1 protein-coding gene and 1 pseudogene are annotated in these 1,894 nt (G+C 60.5%); both read right to left on the bottom strand.

Going from position 1 to position 1,894, the window contains the following annotated elements; translation table 11 throughout:
* Window positions 1-1,075: Rieske 2Fe-2S domain-containing protein (locus GQE99_RS01635; protein WP_456237983.1), on the bottom strand; the 1,075-nt coding region annotated here is incomplete at its 3' end.
* 461 nt (window positions 1,076-1,536) lie between these two features.
* Window positions 1,537-1,894, bottom strand: a pseudogene (locus GQE99_RS21450) (hypothetical protein); the annotation flags it as partial.

The raw sequence follows: 1,894 nt of genomic DNA, 5'->3' as shown, positions 1-1,894 counted from the left end.
CGGCGGCCTGCGAGTCAGCCTTCGGGTTGACCAGGGTGCGCCAGTCGACGTCCTTGGAATAGACGCCCTCATGCGAGGCTATCAGCGCTTGCGGCACTTCGGCGTCGGTGCCGATGGCACGACCGCCTTCGGCGACCTTCTGCGCCGCATCCACCATAAGGCGGCGGAATTCCACGATTGCCAGGTCCGAGGCGCCGAGCGTGTCGGTTTCGCGCTGCACGCGGCTCCCCATGGACACCCACATGACGATATCCTCGTTAGGGATGCCGTCGACCCCTGTAAAATGCCCTTCCGCCATACGTTCGCGGTCTTGCAGGAAATCGTTTTCCAGCGTTCGCACGGGCCGCCACTTGTCGTCGACATCGACCCCCGGTACCGCATGGGCAAACTTGCGCCATTCCTCCGTCGAGGGCACGTTCGGACCACCAAACGCGATAAAGTGGAAGGCGGTCTCGTCATCGTTAATCGGCACGATCACGCTGGCCACTTTGTAGTTGTTGTTCGGCGGGATCAACGAATAGTAAGGTGCCACGAACTCGGTGATCCGCAGGTAGTTGTGGGTCTTCGCGTTCTTGATCGGCTTGCGGATCGCGGCGTAGTGGAAACCGTAACTTGTGGTCTCGGTTTGCATCCGCGGCGACTTGTCCGTCGATGGCCGATACCAGGACTTTTCGTCCGACGAAGCGCCTTCGACCCGCGCCGGAACCATGTTGGAGGAGTGCAGCGACGAGCTATGCGCGCTGTCGATTTGACCTTCGTGGATCTGCGCCCAGTTAGCCGGCACGCGGATCTTGNTGAGGGGGCTGCCTTCCGGTTCGGAAGACATCGCAACCACGTTGCCATCCACATCCATCTTCCAGCCGTGGTAGAGGCAGCGCAGTCCGCAATCCTCGTTGCGGCCATAAACCAGCGACGCTTTGCGATGCGGACAAAGCTCGTCGAGCATGCCCAAGCGGCCCTTGGTGTCGCGGAAAGCGACATAGCTCTCCCCCAGAACCTCGACGCGTAGCGGCTTGCCGTCGTTCTCGGCTACCTCTTCGATGNAGACAGACGGGTGTCCANNGTGCTGGCGCATGAGCTTTGCCATCGGGGCATCCCCGGTCACTCGCGTCAGCAGCTCGTTTTCTTCATATGTCAGCATGTCGTTCTCCTCCAGCAAGTGCAGAAATTTCCCACATCTATTCTTAGCTATCTAATTTTTTTTGTCAAGCTAGGCCGGCGGCGTCATCGCTGCAGCCAGCCTGCGAGACAGCGGTGCAGAAAGGGAAGGATCAACCCAGTGGACAATCCTGTCAGGCACAGGGCAACCAGAAAAAGTACGGCCGGTGTAGGCACGCCTTTTAGTAGGCTGCGCGAGGCGTATACGAGTAGCACAAGCGGCGGGTAGACCGCGAGCATACTAATGGCCCAACGTTTCCAGAAAGGCGGAGTTCTCGGGATCGATGTTGCGCGCGTTTCGGCCACGTCTGTTCCTTTGTATCAGCATCGGTAGAAGTCATTCGGTCGGCCGGGCGCAAGAACCGCGCCCGGCCTTTCTCAGGCACTGGTCTCTTTCTGTGGGCCACCGCCGCGCATCAGCAGGGCGTAACGTCCGGCGAATGCGAGGATCACCAGAATCCCGCCCAACGCCACGAGCGTGAAAGGCATCACGGCGGCGGCCGCAGCCAATGTCAGCACCAGTCGTTCCACGCGCCCCAGCGGCAATCCGATTGAGCCTTCCACCGACACCGCGATCGCCAGCGTGGCCAGCACCCCGCCAGACACCGCGATGACATTGAACAGCGGATCCGACAGCAAAAGCAGACCGGGGTTGAACACGAAGGCGAAGGGCAGAAGGAAACCGACGACTGCCAGCCGCACCGCCGAAAACGCGATCTTGAATGGATCCTCGTCC

The sequence above is a fragment of the Maritimibacter harenae genome, assembly GCF_009882975.1.
Classification (GTDB): domain Bacteria; phylum Pseudomonadota; class Alphaproteobacteria; order Rhodobacterales; family Rhodobacteraceae; genus Maritimibacter; species Maritimibacter harenae.
This window is presented reverse-complemented; position numbering and strand designations above follow the sequence as displayed.